This is a genomic window from Streptomyces sp. NPDC005408 (genome assembly GCF_040606445.1).
Lineage (GTDB): Bacteria > Actinomycetota > Actinomycetes > Streptomycetales > Streptomycetaceae > Streptomyces.
The window spans coordinates 96,841-117,794 of sequence record NZ_JBEXEX010000006.1 but is presented as its reverse complement, the minus strand read 5'-3'; the positions used below and the strand labels follow the sequence as shown (position 1 = coordinate 117,794).

Below are 20,954 nucleotides of genomic sequence, written 5' to 3'. Positions count from 1 at the left end.
GGGCCCTCGCGTCTGTACTGAGGGCTACTTCCCGAGGGCTACTTCTTGCCCTGGTTCTTCACGGCCTCGATCGCCGCCGCTGCCGCGTCCGGGTCCAGGTACTTTCCGCCCTTGGTGAGCGGCTGGAAGTCGGCGTCGAGCTCGTAGTAGAGCGGGATGCCCGTCGGGATGTTCAGGCCCGTGATGTCGGCGTCCGAGATGCCGTCGAGGTGCTTGACCAGGCCGCGCAGGGAGTTGCCGTGCGCGGCGACCAGGACGGTGCGGCCGGACAGCAGGTCCGGGACGATGCCGTCGTACCAGTACGGCAGCATCCGCTCGACGACGTCCTTGAGGCACTCGGTGCGCGGACGCAGCTCGCCCGGGATCGACGCGTAGCGCGGGTCGTCGCTCTGCGAGAACTCCGTGCCGTCCTCGAGGACCGGCGGCGGGGTGTCGTACGAGCGGCGCCAGAGCATGAACTGCTCCTCGCCGAACTCGGCCAGGGTCTGGGCCTTGTCCTTGCCCTGCAGTGCGCCGTAGTGACGCTCGTTCAGCCGCCAGGAGCGGTGGACCGGGATCCAGTGGCGGTCCGCGGACTCCAGCGCCAGCTGCGCCGTGCGGATGGCGCGCTTCTGGAGCGAGGTGTGCAGTACGTCGGGGAGCAGGCCGGCGTCCTTGAGCAGCTCACCGCCGCGGACTGCCTCCTTCTCGCCCTTCTCCGTCAGATTGACGTCCACCCAGCCGGTGAACAGGTTCTTCGCGTTCCATTCGCTCTCGCCGTGGCGGAGGAGGATCAGCTTGTACGGTGCGTCGGCCATGCGTACGAGACTAATGGACGCCGGTGTGGGCGTGTCGGTTGACGTCCAGCGTCAATTGACTGGCGGCCGGGCCCCCGGCATATGTAACTTGCGGATGCCTTCCAAGCCACTTACAGCACCCGTTCCCGGGGGGAATCCGTATGTCCATAGCCGGTCTGCGACGTGCCGCAAGAGAGAGCGTCTCGGGGTTGCCCCGGGAGTTCTGGTGGCTGTGGACGAGCACGCTGGTCAACCGGCTCGGGGCCTTCGTCGCGACGTTGGTGCCTATTCGGTAGACCGTACGCCCCGAGAGTCGTACGGTCGTTCGACCAAGGGGGCACCATGAACCTTTCGGGTATGCAGCAACTGCGTGACAGCCTCGCGGGTCTCCGCGCCGGCCTCTACGCACGCAAGAGCGCGTATCAGGGCAAGACCAAGAGCAAGGGCCGCTCGGTCAAAGAGCAGCTCGACAACGGACAGACGACCGCCGACGAGCTCGGCGTGAACGTCGTCGAGCAGTTCATCGACGACGACCGGTCAGCCTCGACCTACCGCGCACGGGAGCGCGAGGAGTTCGAGCGCATGATCGAGTGGATCGAGAGCGGGAAGCTCGACATCGTCATCGCATGGTCGGCGACGCGGTTGCAGCGCGACCTCGCCGTCTACTCGCGACTTCGTGACGCGTGCAAGCGGCACGGCGTGCTGTGGTGCTACGGCGGCAAGGTCTACGACCTGTCGAACAAGGACGACCGTTTCCGCACGGGCCTCGACGCGCTGCTCGGCGAGCGCGAGGTCGACGAGATGCGCGACAACATCCTGCGGACGCTGCGGGCGAACGCGGCCGACGGCCGGCCGCACGCGCAGGCCGCCTACGGGTACCGGCGGATCTACGACGCGCGAACGGGCGCGTTCATCCGCACCGAGGCACACCCCGTACAGAAGCCGATCATCGTGGAACTGACAAAGCGCGTCGGCAACTTCGAGGACCGGACGAAGATCGCGGTTGCGTTCAACAAGCGGGGGGTAACGCCGCCCACTCGCCATTGGACCAAGGGCATGGTTAAGAAGCTCGCGGCGTGGCACCCCAACCTCGCAGAGAACGAGGACATCCACCCGGATTGGCTCGCGCGAATCGAGGCCGCGGTCGCCCTGCGTCAGGAGGCCAGAGACCGACTGGACGCCGGCGAGGACCCCGTCGAGATCGCGCGGGACTTCATCGACCGTAACGAGCCGCTCGTGATGGCGCGTTGGATCTCCGCCACGATCACCGCGTACGCGATCGACGAGCGGTACCTCGGCTACCGCAAGCATCACGGCAAGGTGACCAACAAGGAGGCGTGGCCGGCGCTTGTCGACAAGGCCGACCACGTGCGCGCGGTGGCTGCGGTCAACAAGGGCAAGGAGAAGCGGAAGTACAACCAGCGTCCGGGCAAGGCGATTCACCAACTGTCGGGCGTGATGATCTGCGATATCTGCGAGATCCCGGTGAACTCCGACCGGCAGCACGGTCTACCGCGGTACTCGTGCGCGGCGCCGGCGCCCAAGGGGAAGAAGGGGTATCACGCGAGCGCGCAGGTCTCGATCGTCGATCCGTACGTCGAGCGGAAGGCGTTCGAGTGGTTGTCGTCGCCGTCGTTCGCTCGGGCGTACGCGAAGGACGACGCGCAGATGATGAAGGAGATCGAGGAGGCCGAGGCCGAGGCCAAGCTGCTGCAAGCCGAGCTCGACGAGTTTTATGAAGAGGCTGGCGCAGGGCGCCTTTCGGCGCGAGCGTTGGTCGCCGTCGAGGCTGAGAAGCTGCCGAAGATCGAGGCTGCGAAGAAGCGGGCCCGCTCGTTGTCGGTCCCGCCCGTGGTGCGTGAGCTCGCGGGGGCGTCGGTTGAGGAGATCGCGAAGGCATGGAAAGGGTTGGACCTGTCGCAGCGTCGAGCGATCGTCGAAGCGTTGGTCGAGGTGCGGTTGAAGCCGCAGGGTACGGGCCGGCGCGATGTTGCGGTCGAGCAGTTCGTCGCTGTGATCCCGAAGCAGCTCATCCGCAGGAAGAAGGGGGCGGCGGCGCAGGCCGCGGTCGCTAAGGCGGCATAGGGCCGCTGAGGGCACAGAAAGGGCCGCACGGGCGTTTCCCGTGCGGCCCTCGTGCTTGTCAGGTACGACGTCGGCCTCTGTCCGGCTAGGACGCGTGCTCTCTCGGCTCGTCGTCGTCGCCAGGGTGGGGGGCAAGGCCGTTCAGTGCCTGTTGCAAACCGGCCGCACCTGTGGGGGTGATGTGGCGGCGGTCCATGTCGATCGTCAGTCCATCCTCGGTTGCGCGGACGACTGCGATTGCTCCGGTGTCGAGTTGGGTGCGGGTAACGCGGATCAAGGTTCGTGCCCCCCTTGTGGCATGCCAGGACCTTGACTCGAACATATGCACGAATCGAGGACCCGAATCACCCTACTCCGCCGAACACCGCAGGTCACTCGCATACGACGCGGTGTGACCCTCTCTAGTCTGACGATTGATCACCTTCGGTTAGTTCCCGGGGCAGCTCACCGGCGGCGTACCTCCTGAGCAGGTTTTCCACCTTTGGCATGTCCTTGCGGCCCATGCCGGGTGCGTGCACTACGACAACAGTCGCCTCGGGCGTACTCACCTCGAACGGGTCGCCGGCAACGAGGCCGCAATATTGCTGCGAGGCCGCGATGCGCACCTCACGCTCGGGCCGACCGATGGCTGCTGCCACGGCGCCGACGACCCCCGGCTCGAGCATGATCGGCTTGTCTTGCGCGATCCGGTGCAGGGTCGTGTAGCCCACCACTACCCCTGTCTCCGGATCGACCGCACGCTCAGCGAGCTTGCGGTACGAGAGCCCCTGCTCTTCCTTCGCGGCACGCAAAAGATCCCCAAAGGGGGTGCCGTAGGGGGTGCCGGTCTCCGACACTCTCTTACTCCTGTTCTTGTTGCAAAACTCGAACACTCTCATCTAACCAGCCACCACCCCGTATCGCACACCCCACAACTGCGTTGACGTGCCCTTTCCCGCCACCTACGGTTGCCGTTGTTCGAGAACTGCAACAGCAGGGCGGGCGCTTTCATGCGCTATGCGCCCTTGACTGTTCGACTTGTGGAACAGAACGGAGGGGGAGCCGTGAACACCACCGAGACGCCAAGCACCCCGGCCGGGCCGGACGACTGGCCCGAGCCGACCGCCGAGCAGCTCGCCTTGATCCGCCGCATCCTCGCCCCCCGCATCCGCCAGGCGCGAAACCGGCGCGCCGAGCAGCAGTCCGCAGCGTGAGGAGAGAACAGCACGTGAGCAACGTCGAGTTTGTCGGTCCGCCGCCGGCGCAGCGCAACACGAAGCACGCCAGGATCGCCCGCGAGCTGCGGTCGCATCCTCGCGTGTGGGGAGTGGTGCGCAAGCCGGACAGTATTCAGCGGGCGGCGTCCGCGGCTCAGGCGATCCGCGGCGCGAAGCTGGCCGCGTACGTGCCGGCCGGATCGTTCGAGGCGGTCGCCCGCACCGTCACCGAGGGCGGAGTCGTCGAGTACCGCGTCTACGCCCGGTACGTCGGGGGTGCGAAGTGAGCACCGCCGCGCCGGCGACCGTGACGCCGACGGGGGTCGTTGTCGCTCCGCCGGACCTTGACCGCGAGCAGTGGCTCACCGTGCGTCGTACGGGAGTTGGGGGCTCCGAGGTCGCCGCGGTACTCGGCATGAGCAAGTACGCCTCGCCTCTCGAGGTCTACCTCGACAAGGTGGGCGAGCTGCCGCTCGACCGACCGCAGCTCCCCGAGCTCGCCGAGGCTGCTTTCTGGGGGCTGGAGCACGAGCCGACGATCGCCCGCGTATTCGCCGAGCGATCCGGTCTCGGCGTCGTCGAGGGACCGGGGACGCTCGCGCACGTCGAGCGCCGTTGGATGCTCGCGAACGTCGACAGGTACGTGCTCGACAAGGGCGAGTCGACGCCGTCCAGCCTGTTGGAGATCAAGACACGGTCCGCCTATCAGCTCGACGAGTGGCTGCTCGGCGTACCGGACGGGCCGGCGCTTCAAACGCACTGGTATCTCGCCGTGACTGGCTACGACCGTGCGCATGTCGCCGCACTGCTCGGGGGCAATCGGCTCCTGATTCACCGCGTCGAGCGCGACGAGGGACTCGTCGCGCACCTCGTCGAGATCGTCGGGGAGTTCTGGCAGGGAGTGCTCGACGGCACCCCGCCGGCCGTCGACGGTTCCGAGGCCACCGAGGAACTGCTCGGCCACCTCTACAAGGTCAAGGCCGGCGCCGTGACCGTCGCCGACCCTGCCGAGGTCGCGCCGCTGCTCGAGCGCCGGCGCGAACTGAAAGAGCGCGAGGCCCGCGTCGAGGCCGATCTGCGCGAGGTCGACAACCAACTGAAAGCCACCGCCGGCGAGGCCGAGGTCGTCAAGACACAGGGCGCCGTCGCCTACACCTACCGGCAGAACGGCACGTTCTCGCCGAATCGATTCGCCCTCGCTCATCCGGACCTCGCCGAGCAGTACCGGCGACCCGTCGATGCGCTCGACACCGCGCGTCTCGCCACCGAACACCCCGACACCTTCCGGGAGTTCCGCGCCCGCCGCCTGATCGTCCCGAGCCCGAAGGAGTCCGCCGCAGCGTGAGCACCACCCTTGCCGATCGCGTCGCCAAGCGCGCTACCCGCTCCCCCGCCGTCCCGTCCAACCGTCCCGCGCAGCCGGCCAGCCTCGTGCAGTTCGTGCAGCAGATGCGCCCGGAGATCGAGCGCGCGCTGCCCGCGCACCTTGGGGGCGCCGACCGTATCGCCCGCATCGCCCTTACCGAGCTGCGCAGGGTCGAGCACCTGGCCGAGTGCACGCAAGAGAGCTTCGCCGGCGCCCTGATGACGTGCGCGCAGCTCGGCCTCGAGCCCGGAGGGGTGAGCGGCGAGGCGTACCTGCTGCCGTTCTGGTCCAAGAAGGCACGCGCCTACGAGGTGCAGCTCGTGCTCGGGTACCAAGGAATGATCAAGCTCTATTGGCAGCACCCGCTCGCCGCCGGCCTCGACACCCACACCGTCCACGAGGGCGATCTCTTCGAGTACGAGTACGGACTCGAACCGAAGTTGAAGCACATACCGGCGCGCGGCAACGCCAAGGGCCAGCCCTCGGACTACTACGCCGTTGCTCGCCTCACGAACGGTGGCTCGGCATTCGTCGTGCTGGACGTCGAGGACGTCGAGACGATCCGTAAGCGGAGCAAGGCCAAGGACTTTGGCCCGTGGTCGACCGACTACGACGCGATGGCCCGCAAGACCTGCGTACGGCAGTTGTTCAAGTTGCTGCCGAAGAGTGCCGAGCTCGCTCGCGCCGTGGCGCACGACGAGACCGTGCGGCGCGATGCGTCGCCCGAGGGGCTCGACGTCCCCGGGGACTACATCGAGGGCGAGCTCGTCCCGCAGCCGGCCCCACAGAGCACCGGTCCCGCCCCCGCGGTCGAGGACGTGCCCGAGCAGTTCAACGGCTGGCCCGAGGCCGCCGAGCCGGCCGTCGCCGAGGCCGCCGCGCAGTGATCCGACCGCCGGCCATTGCGTACCGCTGCCGGCATTGGGACGGGACGGGGCGCCGCTACTGCGGCGCCCCGGGCGCCCGCCGCTACGTCATCGGCTACCGCTGCCCGCTCCACACTCCCGCCGCCCTCGCCGGCCACCCCGAAGCACCCGAGACCCCGCCCCGCAGCCACCAGAAGGGAGGTACGGCCTGTGACGTGGTTCAAGATCGACGACAGCGCGCACATGCACCCGAAGTTCATCGCCGCGGGTAACGCCGCCCTCGGGTTGTGGCTGCGCTGCGGCGCCTACTCCGCGCAGCACCTCACCGAGGGCACCGTGCCCGGCATCGTGGCCAAGCAGTACGGCACCGCCCCACAGGCCGCCAAGTTGGTCAAGGTCGGTCTGTGGCACGAGCAGGGGCACGACTGCCCGCGCTGCGCGCAGCCCGCCCCCGGCGACTACATGGTGCACGACTTTTTCGAGGCCGGCCGCAACAGCACCCGGGCGCAGGTCGAGGCCAACCGCACCGCCGCCGCGGAGCGCAAGGCCAAGAGCCGAACGCGCGGAAATGCAGACCGAATCGGCGACGAATCGGCCGCGAATCGTAAGCGAAACGAGCGCGGATCGTCGACGAATCAGACGCGAAACCCACCCCAGTTTCAGGAGGGAAGCGCAGGTCAAGAGGGGGTGTCACACCGCGACGCCGCCGAAGGTGTCACAGGCCCCCAAGCCAACACCAAGCCTTACCCCTCTACTTCCTACGGAAGTAGAGGACAACAAGCTAGCCCGGACGAACCGCGGATCGCCGAGCCCGTACGGCCGCTCGTCGACGCGATGACCGCCGCTGGAATGGTCGTGTCCTGGGAGCTCGCGCCGGCCGAGTGGGTGCTGCTGCAAGCCCTGGTCGAACGCTGCGGCGTACAGATCCTCGTCGATCACGCCGGCGGCGCATGGCAGGCCGCCCGCACCCGCGTTCGCAGCGCCCGGTACTTCCTCGCCGGTTGGCGCTCGCTTCCCACCATGCCCACTCGCGCCCCCGACTCGACCGGGCGCGCTCCCAACGTCGTTGCGTTGCACGGCTCGCGCCCCTCGACCACCGATCAGCGCGTGCGCGACGGACTCGACCTCGCCGCCCGACTCCGCGAACAGGAGAACGCCCAGTGACACCCGCAGACGCCGCCGAACTGCTCACCCTCTGCGCGGCATTCGATCGCCGGACCATCGGCGAGGCCGACGCCCGCGCATGGGGATACGCGCTCCGCGACATCCCTCTCGACGACGACACCCGCGACGCCGTCGCCGACCACTACGGCCAAACCGAGAAGTGGATCACCCCCGCCCACGTACGGCAGATCCGTGCGCGCATCCGCGAGGCCCGCATCGGTGCCGCCCACCCCGTCTACGAACCGCCCCAGGGTGATTACGAGACCGGGGCCGACTTCACCGAGCGCCGGCGCGCACAGCTCGCCGCCGCGGCCGACGGCACCCTGCCGGCGCAGAGCATCACGCAGGCACTCGACGCCGCCCCGCCGAGGGAAGTGCTCGCCCTCGTCGCCGGCGTCGGTCGCAACGTCGACGAGAACCAGCCGCGCCCCTACGTCGCCCCCGAGGTCCGCGCCGAGGTCCGGGCCACGTTGCCCAACAACCGCGCCGCCCTCGTTGAGCTCGCCGTCGCCTGCCCGAACGAGCAGTGCCGCGCCGGCGTCCGCCGCCTGTGCAAAAACTCGCGCGGCTCCGAACTGCGCAACGTGCACGGCCGCCGGCGCGACGCCTACGCCGTCGAGTACGCGCAGTGCACCGAGTGCAGCGCCGCCCCTCGGCAGCAGTGCAACGCGGCCGAGCCTCACCCCGTCCGCATACGCGCTGCTCTCGCCGACCGCGCCCTCGTCGAGCAGTCCGAGGCCGAGCAGGACCGCCTCGCCCGCCTCATGTCCACCCCGCCGCAGCCGCGCAACACGCGCGTCCGCCACACCTCGGGAGGTTCCCGCCGATGACTCCGCCCGCTGCTCGCGCCTCGATCGCCGCCCATCTGACGGACGCGCTCGACGTGCACCCGCACCTCGCCACCCTGACCGCCGCATCCCTCCTCGACCGCCTCGCCATCGACGGATGGGAGATCAACAGCACCCGGGCCGCGCGACCGGTCGCGCCTCGCGCGCGGGAGGCCCGACGCGCTCGGCGCCTCTTCGCTCGCCTGCTTCCCCTCCGTGCCCGAACGACAGGAGACCCGACCCCGTGACCGCCGAACACCTCGCCGCGCTTGCCGTGCTGCTCGTCCTCGTCTCGGGCGTACCGCTCGGCCGGCTCTCCTGCCGGCGCGACCCCGGCCCGCTGCGCCGGCATCCAGCCGACACCCGCGGCGCCTGCCCGCCGCACTGCACCACCTGCACCGCACTGAACGAGGGGGACCGATGAACCACACCCGCACCCGTACCGACTCCCGCCGCGGCCGGATAGCCGCCCGCGAGACCGAGCGCGACGCACGCCGCGACCGCTTCCGCCTTCTCCTCGCCCGCGCCGACCGCGGAGTGCTCACCGCCGAGGACTCCGCCCAACTCCGCGGCGACGTCGAGGCCGAGGTCGCCGAGTGCGACACCCACCGGCGCAGCGCCGGCGGACAGCAGGCAGCAGCAATGCGCCTGCACTCCCGCATCGAGGCCGCCGACACCGCGATACGCGAGGTCGAGGCCGACCGCGACGAGCGCGACGAGCGGCTCGCCACCGCGGCCCAGCTCGCCCGCGCCCTCGGCGACGCGCTGCCCGGCGACGGATGGCACCTCGCAGACGCGATCCGGCGCCTGTGCGCCGGCGAGGTCACCGCGCAGCAGGCCCTCGACGAGACCGACCACTGAACGACCCCGGGGAGCACCACACGATGACCACCGCCGCCATTGCCCGCCGAGAGACCGCCGACGCACTACGCACCGTAAGGGAGTTGTGGGGCGAGCTGCTGCTCGCCATCGAGACCCCGCCGGCCGACGTGTGGCCCCCGCGGCAGCTCGCACACACGATGCGCGCCGGCGACGACGAGCTGCTCGTCGAGGAGCGGGCGCCGCTCGTACTGCGCGAGCACCCCGCCCCGCTCAACCTCGACGCGCTCGACGCCGGCCTCGCCATCGAGCGGCAGGTGTTCGCCCTCGCCGACACCCTCGCCGCCGCCGTCCAATACGCAGGGCCCGGTGACCCGCACCGATGGGAGTTTCAGAACCCGGGCGCAGCAGACGCGGGGGCCGCGGCCGGATCACGAGCGCACGGTCTGCACTTCGCGTGTGTGTGGATCGAGGGGCGCGTGCTCGACGAGGACACCGAGCCCGAGCAGCAGCTCGACGGCACGCTCGCCGCACCGCCATTCGCGCCGCTGCCCCCGCACCTGCTGCACGAGGCACGGCGTACCGCGCGCACGGCCGAGGGCCGGCTGCTACGGACCCTCGGCCTCGACCAGCGCACCACGCCCGTACCCGACCGACCGTGCCCATGGTGCGGCGGCGAGCTCACCCTGCGCACCGATCCGGACGGACCGCCGACCGTGACCTGCTCGACCGGCGAGGACTGCACCGCGCCCGTGCCGCTCGACAACCGCGGCCGGCGCGTGTGGGGGTGGGCGGACCTCGTCGCCCTCGTCGGCGCGCTCGCCGCAGCCGAACAACGCCTCGCAGTGTGACCTCGCGCCCGGGGCGAACCTCCCCGTCCCGGGCGCACTCACTCGCCCCGCCACTCGTCGCGCAGCCGGCGCACCGCGGCGATAGCCCGTACAGCTTTCTCGGCGACTGCCGGCACCTGATCGAGGACATAGCCGAGTACGAGCACGCACCCACCGAGCCCCGCCACCGCAGCCGATGCCCAACCGAACGTTTCCATGCGACCGACGTACCTTCCGTGAAGGTGGTCGGTTCGGTGGCATGGCTGCTCGAACCGACCACTGTTGCTCCCAGTGATCAGGTCGAGAACCAGGCACCGCACGCCGTACTCGGGTATGGACTTATGCCGGAGCGTTAGCTCCGTTCTCCCCGGGTGCCCGAAGGCGAGGAAGGCGACCGAGTTTGTGCAGTGCGGTGACTTCACCCGGTAGCCAGGGATCTAGGTTCCGTCGCCCGGCCGCATCTCGGACGCGAATCAGTTGCGCCGTTATCAATACGTGACCTAATGTTGGGGGCGCCTCCGGCGTGCCCGGAAACGTAGGTGCCTCACGGGTCGAGCCGCTCGACTCCTCCGACGATGCGAAGCAACTCCGTTAGGTCCAACTGGGCTTGGTTGTACTTGTCCTCGTCGAGAGGGTCGTCGGCGAAGGCTCGCAGGCTGCCGCTCATCTCCAACCCAAGCTCTTGGACTTCCTCGATGTGGGCCAAGAGCACGCCCTGCCAGACCTCGCCGTCGTTGGCGGCGTGAAACCTGTCGTCCTTCAGAGGGGTCATCGACAACTCTTCGGCCGCGCGCACATCCAACTCGCCGAAGATCTCGACGAGATGGCGACGAACGGCCTTTCTGCGGCGCGGCGAGAGTTGCCAGGCGTGCACAACCATGTCGCAGACGAACCGCCCTCGGGCCGAGGACTGAAGGAACGTGCCCGGGTAGGACTTCTCAACCTTGGCACGGTGCCAGTGATACGACAGGTGGGCCCGCAGCTTCACCACCTCGGCGCGCAGTGCCAACAGCGCCGCAGCACGGGCCTTGCCTATCTCCTGCTGATGACTCACGTGAGGCGCTAGGTAGAAGGCGGCGCCAGCACCGCCCAGCGCACCGGTTCCGATCTTGATAAGAAGATCCAACAATGTGCTCACTGGAGAAGTATGCCGCTTGCCAGCCGGTTGACCCGCATCCGCCGAGGGGGTGAGCCTCCATGGCCCCCGAGCCGATCACGGAACGCGACCACGAGCAGGTGCGCCGCCTGCACGCCGAGGGCAAGTCCCGTAACGCCATTGCCCGCGCGATCGGGCGCAGCGCCGCCACCGTGAGCAAGATCGCCCGCGAGGAAGGGCTCGCATTCAGCGGGGGCGCCCGCGTGGCTGCGGCGACCGAGGCGCGGCGAGCAGATGCTGCCGCGCAGCGCGAGCAGCTCGCCGACGAGGCCCTCGACGGCGCCCTCGGCCAAGTCGCCCGCACCGCCGGCGCCGAGAGTGCACGCGATGCCCGCGACCACGCCACCGCCGCCCGCGCGCTCACCGAAGTGCACGCCAGGGTCGCCGAGCTCGCTCGACACAGCGGCACCGGAAGCAAGGGGGCGGCCATGCTCGACCGCCTCGCCGACGCCCTGTACGGGCCGGCTGGAGGTGACGCGGAGGGGGAGTGATGCCCGCCCTTCCCCTCTCCGAGAAGCAACTCGGCTCGATCCGGCAGGCAACCGCCCGCATCAACATTTGGCACGGCAGCGTGCGCTCGGGCAAGACCATTGCGTCCTTGCTCGCGTTCCTGCTTGCCGTACGCCGCGCGCCGGCCTCGGGCCTGATCATCATCTGTGGCAGATCGCTGCAAACGATCGAGCGCAACATCGTCGACCCGCTGCAAGATCCGATCTTGTTCGGCGACGTCGCCGCCGAGGTGCGCCACACCCGCGGCGCCACAACCGCCGTGATCCTGGGGCGCGTTGTCCACCTGATCGGCGCCTCGGACGCGCGCGCCGAGGGCCGGCTGCGAGGACTGACCGCCGCCCTCGCCTACGTCGACGAGATCACGCTGCTACCCGAGCCCTTCTTTGTGCAGCTCCTCGCACGACTCAGTGCACCGGGCGCGCGACTGCTCGGCACCACGAACCCGGACTCGCCGCGACACTGGGCCAAAGTCGGATACCTCGACCGGGCCGGCGAGCTCGACCTCGCCGCCTGGCACTTCAAGCTCGCCGACAATCCGAGCCTGTCGCCGGCGTACGTCGCCTCGCTCACCGCGGAGTACACCGGTCTGTGGCGCCGACGCATGATCCTGGGCGAGTGGGTCGTCGCCGAGGGCGCGGTCTACGACATGTACGACGAGCAGCAGCACGTCGTCGACGAACTCCCCACGATGCGCCGGCACTGGCTCGGCATCGACTACGGCACCACCGCGCCGTTCTCCGCGGTCCTGCTCGGCCACGGCGACGACGACCGTCTGTACGCGGTCGCCGAATGGCGCTACGACTCCCGCGCCCGACACCGGCAGATGACCGACGCCCAATACTCCGCCGCGGTCCGCAAGTGGCTGTCTTCCTTGGGGGTTGAGCCCGAGTGGACGTTCATCGACCCGAGCGCGGCGAGCTACTCCGCGCAGCTCTGGAGTGATGGGCACCCCGGCGTCGCGCGCGCCGATAACTCCGTGCTCGACGGCATCCGCAGCGTGTCGAACGCGCTCGACGCCGGCCTGCTGCGCTTCCACCGCTCATGCGAGGGGCTACTCGACGAGATCCCCGGCTACGCATGGTCAGAAGAGGCCGCAGCCCGCGGCGAGGACCGGCCCGTAAAGGCCAACGATCACAGCGTCGACGCACTGCGCTACGCCGTCCACTCCACCGCAAGCGAGTGGCGCCATCTGATCGCGCAGTCGGCCTAGCACTCACCTCCGCCCCGGACGCCCGCTGTTGGCGCCCGGGGCTTTCCCATGCCAAGGGGGGCGCAGCCGTGCGCGACTGGACCGACCGTTTCCTCTCCTGCGTCACCGACACCCCCGCCGGCTGCTGGCAGTGGACCGGCTACCTCCTGCCGAACGGATACGCCCGCGTGTCCGTCAACGGCGAGCGGCAGTACGCGCACCGCGCCGCCTACGAGGCAGTGAACGGGCCGATACCGGCCGGCCTGGTGATCGACCACCTGTGTCGCAATAGGGGCTGTGCCAATCCGGACCACCTCGAGGCAGTCACGCAGCGAATCAACGTGCTGCGCGGCGAGTCGCACGCAGCAGCTCGCGCCCGGCAAACCGAGTGCGTCCGCGGGCACCGATTCGACACCGCCAACACCTACGTAGCCCGCAACGGCACCCGCAAGTGCCGCAGGTGCAGGGCGAACGCGCGCACCCGCGCACGACGCCGACAGGGGGTGAGCTGTGTCGCTGCCTGAGAACGGCGCCCCGTGGCCGCCGCCCCACCTGTCCACCCTCTACCGCGAAATAGCGATCAACGACGCGTGGTACAGCGGCGACCGTAAGCGGCTCGCCGACGTCTACCGCACCGAGCAGCAGCGCCGCCGCGACGGCCGGCGCCGGCTGTGGGCACGCCACCGCCACCCGCAGCACGACAAGGAAGACGCCCGCCTGCACATCCCGCTCGCCGGCGACATCGCGAGCGCATCGGCCGAGCTGCTGTTCTCCGAGCCGCTCGCGCTCACCGTGACCGACAGCGCGACGCAGGACCGTCTCGACGCGCTCGCCGAGGCCGGCGGACTGGCAAACACCCTCTTGGAAGCGGCCGAGGTGAGCGCCGCCCTCGGGGGCGCGTTCCTGCGCGTCACCTGGGATACCGCGCTCGTCGCCCGACCGCTGCTCACCGTCATGCACCCCGACCGGGCCGTGCCCGACTTCTCGTACGGGATGCTGCGCGCCGTCACGTTCTGGCGCGAGCTGCCCGGCGGCGACTCCTCCACCGTGTGGCGCCACCTTGAACGGCACGAGCGAGGCCGCATCGTGCACGCGCTCTACCAGGGCACCGCGGACCGGATCGGCACCCGCGTGCCGCTCACCGAGCACCCCGACGTCGCCGGCCTCGTCGACTCCCTCGACGCCGAGGGCGACACCATCAGCACCGGCATTGACGCACTCACCGCCGCGTACGTCCCCAACATCAAGCCCAACCGCCGCCACCGCGGCAGTCCGTTCGGACGCTCCGACTACGACGCACCGCTGCATGACCTCATGGACTCACTCGACGAGACATGGTCGTCATGGATGCGCGACATTCGCCTCGCCCGCGCGCGATTGATCGTCCCCGACGCATACCTGCGCGACCACGGCCCCGGCCGCGGCGCCTCGTTCGATGACGACCGGGAAATCTGGCGGGGGCTCGCGATCCCACCGACCGAGCAGGGCGCTGGCATCACCCTGTCGCAGTTCGCGATCAGGGTCGCCGAGCATCAGTCGACGTCCGACGCGATCGTGCGCCAGGCCGTACAGTCCGCCGGCTACTCGGCCGCGACGTTCGGCATGGAAGATCAGACCGCCGTCACCGCGACCGAGGTCAAGGCGCGCTCGCGAAAGTCCATGACCACCCGCGGAGTCAAGGCCCGTTACTGGGCGCCCGGACTCGGCGACATCCTGCACGCGCAGCTCATGCTCGACCGCCGGCTGTTCACTCCCTCACTCGTCGTCGAGCGGCCCCGCGTCGTGTTCGGCGACTCCGTGAGCGAGGACCCGACCAGCGTCGCGCAAACCCTGTCGCTGCTCACACAGGCGCAAGCCGTGAGCGTCGACACCCGCGTGCGCATCCTGCACCCCGATTGGGACGACACCGCCGTGCAGGCCGAGGTCGACCGCATCCTCACCGAGACCGGCCAGGCGGTACCCGACCCCATGCAGGCCGGCACCCTCGACTAGTGTCTCGTGATTCCGTCGGCGTTACTTGATCTTGCGTGTCTCGTTGCTACTGGCATGGAGCTCTCCATGGAACAGGCCGCTGAGTTACGGGAGTTGGCGAACAGTCGTGAGGTGCCTGCGGATATAGCCACGCGGGCCCGGATCGTGCTGTGGTCGAGCGAGGGACGTCGGCGCAAAGACATTGCCGAGTTGCTCGGGGTGTCGCTGCCGACCGTGGACCGCTGGAAGACCCGATATGCCCAGCGCGGGCTGGCCGGGCTGGAAGGCGACCGTCCCGGCGGGGCCCGGGAACAGGTACCGGCACGGGTACGGGCGCGGGTGATTGCGCTGACGCGCATGACGCCGCCGGCCGGCACCGGTCTTTCGCACTGGTCGACGCGCGAGTTGGCGAAGTACGTGAAGCGGACCGAGAACGTCACCGTGTCCTGGCACTACATCGCTCGGATCTGGCGCGAGGAGAATCTCAAGCCGCACCGCAACGGTACCTTCAAGATTTCGAAGGACCCCGCGTTCGCGGACAAGGTCGCCGATGTCGTCGGCCTCTACCTCGCCCCGCCGGGCGGCGCGGTCGTGCTCTCGATCGATGAAAAGACGCAGATCCAGGCGCTGGACCGGACCCAGCCGGTGCTGCCCGTGACCTTCTCGGCCACCGAGAAACGCACCCACGACTACGTCCGGCACGGCACCACGAACCTGTTCGCCGCACTCAACGTCGCCACCGGCGAAGTGATCGGCGAGTGCAAGTCGAGCCGGAACGCCGTGAACTTCCTGGCCTTCCTGAAGAAGGCGGTGAAGCCGCACGCCGGAAAGGAGATCCACGTCGTCCTGGACAACCTCTCCACCCACACCACGCCAGAGGTGAAGGCGTGGCTGGCCGACCATCCACACGTCCACTTCCACTTCACCCCCGTCGGGTCGTCCTGGATCAATCAGATCGAGACCTGGTTCGGACTGCTGACCCGCCAGTCGATCCGCCGCGGCACCTTCGCCAGCGTCAACGTCCTGATCACACAGATCCGCAACTACATCAACTCCTGGAACTCCGAGGCCAAACCATTCACTTGGACCGCGACCGCCGCAGAGATCCTGGCGAAGGTCCGCCTCGTCCAAACCAACATCAAGAAGCTCGTTGCAAACAACTCGAAGTGATACAAACAGGATCACGAGACACTAGCCGATGTCCCGGCGATCAGTGTGTGCCCATGGCTGTTTCACATCCCCAGTGCTACAGCGCTCTCGGGATTCGAGCGACTGGTTTGCGTGCTTCCTCAGACCAATGGCCACGACACTGAACAGGGAGCTTCTCAAGTTGCTTGCGAGTTCGTAGTTTGGTCCACCGCCAGCGCTCATATTTGAGGGTCCGGAGATCGATGCGCTGCCCGTGTTCACGACGCAATAGCGGGTGTCGGCTCCTCCAATAGATCTCAAGGTAGAAAGATTCCGCACTGTCAGCAGGCCGGTTGGCTTCGAGGACGATCGGCTCAGATTGCGCGCTCATCTGTGAGCGCTTCTCTGAGCTCCCGCCGGTCACTCTCACCTCGACGGAGTCTGCCACTGCCGAACCGAGCGCCTGAACGGTGGCCGTCTGTTCCTTCTCGCCTGAATTCGGATCTCTGGCCCACTTGTATTTGACGCCCCAGGCGTAACGCGGACGATCGACCCATGCCCAGTACGCGACGGTGGAAGCAGCAAGCGCTGCGACGACCGAGAAGATAAAAGTTGCCACGAGCACGGGCAAACCGTAGCGGCCCCCGGACATGGGGAGCGGCTCCCACGCTGCAACCGTCATGCCCTGCCGCTGACTGCCGGACACGCGCAGCGGTAGTCGACCGCTTCACTCCCCATGAGCGCACCTACCGATCGCCAGGACGCCACCGAGCTACCTCGCCCCGAAGATCACCGCGAGCAACCGCTCGGCGCCCGCCCTGATCTGCTTGTTTGTCGCTGACTAAAGGGAAATTCCGGGGGGGTGCCGTGCCGATCCACCCCGGAATGGTTGAGCACCTCTCGGCCGGTGTGCGCGATCTGTACGAGGATGCCGAGCAGCGGCTGCTCGGCATCGTCGCCCGGCAGTTGGCCGACGGGTACGAGGCCCCCGGGTGGGCAACGGCCAAGCTGCGCGACATCCAGCCACTACGCCGTGCCGCGCAGCAGGTCGTCGACGCCCTGTCGACCGCGGTCGACCTTGAGGTATGGGACGTCGTCGCCGAGGCGTACAACACCGGCGCACGGGCCGGCCTCGCCGAGCTCGGCGCCCTGGGCGACGCAGACGCCCGGCGCATCGCCGAGACCACCCCCGCAACGCGCGCCGTCGACCGCCTCGCGCAGGAATCCGTCGACCTCGTCACCGAGACACACCGCGGGATTCTTCGCGGCGTCGAGGACGGGTACCGGCAAGTGATCTCCGAGGTATCGGCAACGCCGCTGCTCGGCATCGACACCCGCCGCCAAGCCACCCAACGCGCAATGGAGCGATTCAGCGACCGCGGGCTGCGCACGTTCGTCGACAAGGGCGGGCGCGCCTGGCAGATGACGAGCTACGCCGAAATGGCCACCCGTACCGCGGTCGGTCGGGCCGCGGTCGAGGGGCACACCGACCGACTGCGCGCCGCCGGCCTCGACCTCGTCATCGTCTCCAACGCGCCCCACGAATGCCCCGTGTGCAAGCCGTTCGAGGGCAAGGTGCTGTCGATCGACGGACCCGACGGGCCGCACGAGGTCGACGTCGAGCACGCCATCGAGGACGGCCGCACCGTGCGCGTGCACGTCGCCGGCTCGCTCAACGAGGCACGCGCCCGAGGCTTTCAGCATCCCAACTGCCGGCACTCCGTCGCCGCGTATCTGCCCGGCGTGACTCGCGTTCCCGAGGACGCCTCGGAAGACCCCGACGGGTACGAGGCCACGCAGAAGCAGCGCGCCATCGAGCGGAACATCAGGAAGTGGAAGAACCGCGCCGCCTCGGCCACAACTCCCGAGGCGAAGAAGGCGGCCGAGGCGCGCGTGCGCGCGTGGCAGGGCCGGATGCGCGGACACCTCGCCGATCACCCCGAGCTCATCCGCCGGCGCGAGCGCGAGCAGCCCGGCGCCGGCAACCTCCCGCCGAACAACGCCGGTAGGCCGGCCCGTCCCGGCTCGCCGAACGGCCCCGTACCGCAGGATGCGATCGAGGCCGCGCGCGTGCGCTCGGGCGACGAGCGGACCCTGCCGGAGATGAGCGACAAGCAGCTCGGCGCCGCGATACGCCCCGGGGTCCTCGATCAAAGAGACCTCGACCGCATCCGCGGCGAGGCCGATCAGCGCGACGAGCAGGCCCTGCTCGGCCGGCTGCGCCCCGACGGGAAACTCGCCGAGCCGCTTACGCAGTTCAGCGACGACGAACTCGCCGCAGTCTTCCCGCACCTGGGCGACGACGAGCTGCTGCGCGTCATGGCCGAGCTCGACCGGCGCGACGTCGACGCCGCACTGCCGGCCGCACGGCGCGACCTCATCGGCCTGTCCGACCGCGAGCTCGCCGAGCGCGGCCGACACGTCGACGAGGCCGAGCGCGGCGCCATCAACGCCGAGGCCAACCGGCGCCGGCTACTCGCCGACGTGTTCCCCGACGGCCGGCTCGCCGGCGACCTCTCCGCGATCGGCGACGACGTCCTCGCCTGGGCGATCCGCTATGCGCGCGCCGAGGACTCCGAGCGGATCGCCGCAGAGTTCGACCGCCGGTACCCGCCCGCGCCGCTGCCCGCGGCGCGCACGGGTACGTCGGTGGCGGACACCGTCGCCAACCGCGAGGCCATCGACGAGGCACTCGAGCCGCTCACCGGTCCCGACGAGTGGGGACACCTCGCCGTCGACGAGGACCGGTACGCCGGCCTGACTGCCACCGAGCGATGGATCGCCGAACGCGAGGACGCCGCCGAGGCGCAGCGCACCGCTTACTCGCGCGAGGAAATCCGGGAGATGTACCGCAACCACATTTACACGCAGTACCTCGCCGCCGAGGACGCGTGCCGCGGCTATCTGCTCACTAAAAAGGCCGAGCTCGCCGGCATGAGTGCCGAGGGGCTATTCACCGGGCCGGCGCACATTGCCTACGCCCGCGCGAGCGAAGAACTCAAACGGTGGTGGCAGGACAACCCCCGTATTACGCTTGCGGAGTTCACCGAGCAACTCACCGGCGTGCGAAGCAGTACCGCCGAGACGGCTCGGCACTCTCGCAACACGCAGCAGGGCAAGCTCTAGGGGTGGGCATGGGATCGCGCGAGCAGCTCGTGCGCGCAGTCAACGAGGGCAAGGCCGCCGGTGACGCCGGCGCCCCGCGTAATTCCTGCCCGTACTCCGCCGAGGACCTACGCCGTACCGCATGGGTGCAGGGGTACAACAAGTCGCGCCCCTTCCCCATCAGCGAAGAGACGTAGCGCACCTCTCACACAATTCATGGCCCGCCAATTGGTGGGCCTTTTTTCATGCCCGCACACAGCCCCGGAGGGCCGATCACGCATGTCCGAACCCACCACGACCCCCGCCTCGGAAACCGGCACCGACCCGGCTGCAGCCCCGCCGGCCGCGGGCAGCACCCCGCCGGCATCCGCCCCCGCAGCGCCGCCGGCCCCGGCCGCGCCCGCGGTCGATCCGGCCGCCGAGCAGCGCGCGACCGAGGCCGAGCAGGCAGCACAGCTCGCGCAGACCGAGCGCGACGAGCTGCTCGCCGGACTGCGGCGCGTGCTCGACCCGTCCGGCGCTGCCGGCGAGCAGGACCCGGCCAAGCTCGCCGAGCAGGCCGCCGGCGAGCGCGACACCGCCCTCGCCGAGGCGCGCCGGCTGCGCGTCGAGCTCGCCGCCCACCAGGCCGCGCACAAGTCCGGCGCCGACCCTGCTCGGCTGCTCGACTCCCGCGCCGTCGAGCGGCAGCTCTCCGAACTCGACCCGAGCGAACCGAAGTTCGGCGAGCGGCTCGACGCAGTGATCGCCGCCGCGGTCGAGGCAAACCCGCTGCTGCGCGCCGAGGGCACCGCGCCGGCCGGCCCGCCCAAGGGCGGCGCCGACTTCACCCCGGGCGCGGCCCCGACCGTCACCCCTGAGCAGTTCGCGCGCCTGACCTACGCGCAGCGCGTCGAGCTCCACCAGTCCGACCCCGACCTGTATCGGCAGCTCTCTGCCGCGACCGTATAGATAAGGAGGGCACTCACCCCATGCCCGCAGGAAAGACCACCGCGGCACAGATGATCGTTCCGGACGTCTGGGCCGACATGGTGCAAGGCAAGTTCAAGGGCGCGCTTGTGCTGGGCACACTCGCCGTGGAAGACAACACCCTCGAGGGCAAGCCCGGCGACTCCGTGAACTTCCCGAAGTGGAAGGCGCTTGGAGAGGCCGAGGACCTCACCGAGGGCACGCCGATGACGACCGAGCAGCTCGGCACCGACCCGGGCGCATCGGCCACCATCAAGGAAGCCGGCAAGGCCGTTGAGATCACGGACAAGGCGCGCCTTGTCGCATTCGGCGACCCCTACAGCGAGACGCAGAGGCAGCTCGGCGTACTGATCGCCCGGAAGATCGACAAGGACCTGACGGCCGCGGCCGAGTCCGCCGGTGTGATCACTGTCGACGCGTCGACCGCGGCTCTGTCCTGGAACGTCATGGTGGACGGCATCGCCAGGTTCGGGGATGAGTGGGACCCCGAGAACATGGCCGGCATCGTCATTCACTCGCTCCAGCGCGCCGCCATCCTCAAGGACCCGAATTTCATCAGCGCCGACAAGCTCGGCGCGAACGCCGTGATCCCGCGCGGCGTAATCGGCCAGATCGGCGGTGTGAACATCTACGTCTCGGACCGGGTGACCGTCACCGCCGGCGCGACCCCGACGTACAACGCGCTGCTTATCCGGCGCGGCTCGCTCGGGCTGCTCTACAAGCGCCGGCCGATCGTCGAGACGGACCGCGACATTCTCGCCCGCACCACGGTCGTCACGACCCACGTGCACTACGCGACGCACCGCCTCGACGACGAGGGGATCGTCGTTCTCAAGACCAAGGGGGCTGCGTGATGATGCTCCGCCGCTACCACCCGCGGCCGGAAGACTCTCCGGACGACGAGGACGAGCAGCAGCCAGCAGAAGGCGAGCAGGACGACGGGCCGCCGGCGCAGACGCCGACGGCCCGTTCTGCTGCCCGCGGCAAGAGGGGGTGA

Annotated in this window: 26 protein-coding genes and 1 pseudogene; 22 read left to right on the top strand and 5 right to left on the bottom strand. The window is 69.3% G+C overall.

The window, feature by feature from the left end:
• Positions 1–38: 38 nt before the first annotated feature.
• Positions 39–797, bottom strand: coding sequence for a phosphoglyceromutase (locus tag ABZS64_RS08610; protein WP_355825054.1), 759 nt, complete (start codon positions 795–797; stop codon positions 39–41).
• A gap of 140 nt (positions 798–937) precedes the next feature.
• On the opposite strand from ABZS64_RS08610, the pseudogene ABZS64_RS08605 reads away from it, so the two are divergent.
• Together ABZS64_RS08605 and ABZS64_RS08600 are read left to right on the top strand one after the other, a co-directional pair.
• Positions 938–1,069 (top strand): annotated as a pseudogene (locus tag ABZS64_RS08605) (MFS transporter); the annotation flags it as partial.
• A gap of 49 nt (positions 1,070–1,118) precedes the next feature.
• Positions 1,119–2,861 (top strand): recombinase family protein, encoded by a 1,743-nt coding sequence (locus tag ABZS64_RS08600; RefSeq protein ID WP_355825051.1) that lies wholly within the window; start codon positions 1,119–1,121, stop codon positions 2,859–2,861.
• 401 nt (positions 2,862–3,262) lie between these two features.
• Here the strand turns inward: ABZS64_RS08600 and ABZS64_RS08595 are convergent, their stop codons facing one another.
• Positions 3,263–3,697 (bottom strand): helix-turn-helix transcriptional regulator, encoded by a 435-nt coding sequence (locus tag ABZS64_RS08595; protein ID WP_355825049.1) that lies wholly within the window; start codon positions 3,695–3,697, stop codon positions 3,263–3,265.
• 207 nt (positions 3,698–3,904) lie between these two features.
• Here ABZS64_RS08595 and ABZS64_RS08590 point away from each other — a divergent pair, with 207 nt between their 5' ends.
• The 10 genes from ABZS64_RS08590 to ABZS64_RS08545 all read left to right on the top strand — a co-directional run bounded on the left by ABZS64_RS08590 (position 3,905) and on the right by ABZS64_RS08545 (position 9,950).
• Complete coding sequence (locus ABZS64_RS08590) at positions 3,905–4,054, top strand: hypothetical protein (protein ID WP_355825047.1); 150 nt, start codon at positions 3,905–3,907, stop codon at positions 4,052–4,054.
• Between the two features lie 14 nt (positions 4,055–4,068).
• Positions 4,069–4,344: a hypothetical protein gene (locus ABZS64_RS08585; RefSeq protein WP_355825044.1), complete on the top strand. Its 276-nt coding sequence runs from the start codon at positions 4,069–4,071 to the stop codon at positions 4,342–4,344.
• Positions 4,341–5,402 carry a lambda-exonuclease family protein gene (locus ABZS64_RS08580; RefSeq protein ID WP_355825041.1) on the top strand — a complete coding sequence of 354 codons (1,062 nt, stop codon included), beginning with the start codon at positions 4,341–4,343 and terminating at the stop codon, positions 5,400–5,402. Before ABZS64_RS08585 ends, ABZS64_RS08580 begins: the two co-directional genes overlap by 4 nt.
• Positions 5,399–6,310: a recombinase RecT gene (locus ABZS64_RS08575; protein ID WP_355825038.1), complete on the top strand. Its 912-nt coding sequence runs from the start codon at positions 5,399–5,401 to the stop codon at positions 6,308–6,310. The genes ABZS64_RS08580 and ABZS64_RS08575 overlap by 4 nt, the downstream gene beginning before the upstream one ends.
• A gap of 189 nt (positions 6,311–6,499) precedes the next feature.
• A complete protein-coding gene (locus ABZS64_RS08570; protein WP_355825035.1) occupies positions 6,500–7,453 on the top strand; it encodes a mucin-2 in 954 nt (317 codons plus the stop codon).
• Complete coding sequence (locus ABZS64_RS08565) at positions 7,450–8,283, top strand: hypothetical protein (RefSeq protein ID WP_355825032.1); 834 nt, start codon at positions 7,450–7,452, stop codon at positions 8,281–8,283. Before ABZS64_RS08570 ends, ABZS64_RS08565 begins: the two co-directional genes overlap by 4 nt.
• Positions 8,280–8,528, top strand: coding sequence for a hypothetical protein (locus ABZS64_RS08560; protein WP_355825029.1), 249 nt, complete (start codon positions 8,280–8,282; stop codon positions 8,526–8,528). The genes ABZS64_RS08565 and ABZS64_RS08560 overlap by 4 nt, the downstream gene beginning before the upstream one ends.
• Positions 8,525–8,704 (top strand): hypothetical protein, encoded by a 180-nt coding sequence (locus tag ABZS64_RS08555; RefSeq protein ID WP_355825026.1) that lies wholly within the window; start codon positions 8,525–8,527, stop codon positions 8,702–8,704. The genes ABZS64_RS08560 and ABZS64_RS08555 overlap by 4 nt, the downstream gene beginning before the upstream one ends.
• The gene (locus tag ABZS64_RS08550) at positions 8,701–9,141 is read left to right on the top strand and encodes a hypothetical protein (protein WP_355825023.1); all 441 of its coding nucleotides are present in this window, start codon (positions 8,701–8,703) and stop codon (positions 9,139–9,141) included. Before ABZS64_RS08555 ends, ABZS64_RS08550 begins: the two co-directional genes overlap by 4 nt.
• Before the next feature lie 23 nt (positions 9,142–9,164).
• Complete coding sequence (locus ABZS64_RS08545; protein ID WP_355825020.1) at positions 9,165–9,950, top strand: hypothetical protein; 786 nt, start codon at positions 9,165–9,167, stop codon at positions 9,948–9,950.
• Between the two features lie 38 nt (positions 9,951–9,988).
• Here the strand turns inward: ABZS64_RS08545 and ABZS64_RS08540 are convergent, their stop codons facing one another.
• A complete protein-coding gene (locus ABZS64_RS08540) occupies positions 9,989–10,147 on the bottom strand; it encodes a hypothetical protein (protein WP_355825017.1) in 159 nt (52 codons plus the stop codon).
• 326 nt (positions 10,148–10,473) lie between these two features.
• Positions 10,474–11,067, bottom strand: coding sequence for a hypothetical protein (locus ABZS64_RS08535; RefSeq protein ID WP_355825014.1), 594 nt, complete (start codon positions 11,065–11,067; stop codon positions 10,474–10,476).
• Positions 11,068–11,126: 59 nt separating this feature from the next.
• On the opposite strand from ABZS64_RS08535, the gene ABZS64_RS08530 reads away from it, so the two are divergent.
• From ABZS64_RS08530 to ABZS64_RS08510, 5 genes are all read left to right on the top strand, one after another.
• Positions 11,127–11,576, top strand: coding sequence for a helix-turn-helix domain-containing protein (locus ABZS64_RS08530; RefSeq protein ID WP_355825011.1), 450 nt, complete (start codon positions 11,127–11,129; stop codon positions 11,574–11,576).
• On the top strand, positions 11,573–12,805 hold the full coding sequence (locus ABZS64_RS08525; RefSeq protein WP_355825008.1) for a PBSX family phage terminase large subunit: 1,233 nt from the start codon (positions 11,573–11,575) through the stop codon (positions 12,803–12,805). The genes ABZS64_RS08530 and ABZS64_RS08525 overlap by 4 nt, the downstream gene beginning before the upstream one ends.
• 68 nt (positions 12,806–12,873) lie before the next feature.
• The gene (locus ABZS64_RS08520; protein WP_355825006.1) at positions 12,874–13,308 is read left to right on the top strand and encodes an HNH endonuclease signature motif containing protein; all 435 of its coding nucleotides are present in this window, start codon (positions 12,874–12,876) and stop codon (positions 13,306–13,308) included.
• Positions 13,295–14,776 (top strand): phage portal protein, encoded by a 1,482-nt coding sequence (locus tag ABZS64_RS08515; protein WP_355825003.1) that lies wholly within the window; start codon positions 13,295–13,297, stop codon positions 14,774–14,776. The genes ABZS64_RS08520 and ABZS64_RS08515 overlap by 14 nt, the downstream gene beginning before the upstream one ends.
• Positions 14,777–14,842: 66 nt before the next feature.
• On the top strand, positions 14,843–15,925 hold the full coding sequence (locus tag ABZS64_RS08510; protein WP_355825001.1) for an IS630 family transposase: 1,083 nt from the start codon (positions 14,843–14,845) through the stop codon (positions 15,923–15,925).
• 76 nt (positions 15,926–16,001) lie between these two features.
• Here the strand turns inward: ABZS64_RS08510 and ABZS64_RS08505 are convergent, their stop codons facing one another.
• A complete protein-coding gene (locus tag ABZS64_RS08505) occupies positions 16,002–16,508 on the bottom strand; it encodes a hypothetical protein (protein ID WP_355824998.1) in 507 nt (168 codons plus the stop codon).
• A gap of 260 nt (positions 16,509–16,768) precedes the next feature.
• Here ABZS64_RS08505 and ABZS64_RS08500 point away from each other — a divergent pair, with 260 nt between their 5' ends.
• From ABZS64_RS08500 to ABZS64_RS08480, 5 genes are all read left to right on the top strand, one after another.
• Positions 16,769–19,009, top strand: coding sequence for a phage minor capsid protein (locus ABZS64_RS08500; RefSeq protein ID WP_355824995.1), 2,241 nt, complete (start codon positions 16,769–16,771; stop codon positions 19,007–19,009).
• An 8-nt stretch (positions 19,010–19,017) separates the two neighbouring features.
• Entirely contained in the window at positions 19,018–19,185 is a 168-nt protein-coding gene (locus ABZS64_RS08495) for an Rmf/CrpP fold protein (RefSeq protein WP_355824993.1), read from the top strand.
• An 82-nt stretch (positions 19,186–19,267) separates the two neighbouring features.
• Positions 19,268–19,939, top strand: coding sequence for a hypothetical protein (locus tag ABZS64_RS08490; RefSeq protein WP_355824990.1), 672 nt, complete (start codon positions 19,268–19,270; stop codon positions 19,937–19,939).
• 20 nt (positions 19,940–19,959) lie between these two features.
• Positions 19,960–20,811, top strand: coding sequence for a N4-gp56 family major capsid protein (locus tag ABZS64_RS08485; protein ID WP_355824987.1), 852 nt, complete (start codon positions 19,960–19,962; stop codon positions 20,809–20,811).
• Complete coding sequence (locus ABZS64_RS08480; RefSeq protein ID WP_355824984.1) at positions 20,808–20,954, top strand: hypothetical protein; 147 nt, start codon at positions 20,808–20,810, stop codon at positions 20,952–20,954. Before ABZS64_RS08485 ends, ABZS64_RS08480 begins: the two co-directional genes overlap by 4 nt.